Annotated in this window: 1 protein-coding gene; it reads left to right on the forward strand. The window is 68.9% G+C overall.

Translation table 11 applies throughout. From position 1 onward, the window contains the following. Positions 1-270, forward strand: a 270-nt coding sequence (locus JGU66_35795; GenBank protein MBJ6766147.1) for a hypothetical protein, incomplete at both ends; no start/stop codon positions are given.

Below are 270 nucleotides of genomic sequence, written 5' to 3' on the forward strand. Positions count from 1 at the left end.
GGCTTCCGCATCGAGCTCGGCGAAGTCGAGGCCGCTCTCCGTGCCTCGCCTGCCGTCAAGGACACCGTCGTCGTCGTCCGCGAGGACATCCCCGGTGACAAGCGCCTCGTCGCCTACCTCACCGCAAAGGACTCCTCCGGCGTCTCCGCCGACGTCCTCCGCGCTCACCTCAAGCAGCGCCTCCCCGAGTACATGGTGCCCTCCGCCTTCGTCGTCCTGGCGGCGCTCCCCCTCAACTCCAACGGCAAGGTCGACCGCAAGTCTCTGCCC

The organism is Myxococcaceae bacterium JPH2, from assembly GCA_016458225.1.
In the GTDB taxonomy this organism is placed as follows: domain Bacteria; phylum Myxococcota; class Myxococcia; order Myxococcales; family Myxococcaceae; genus Citreicoccus.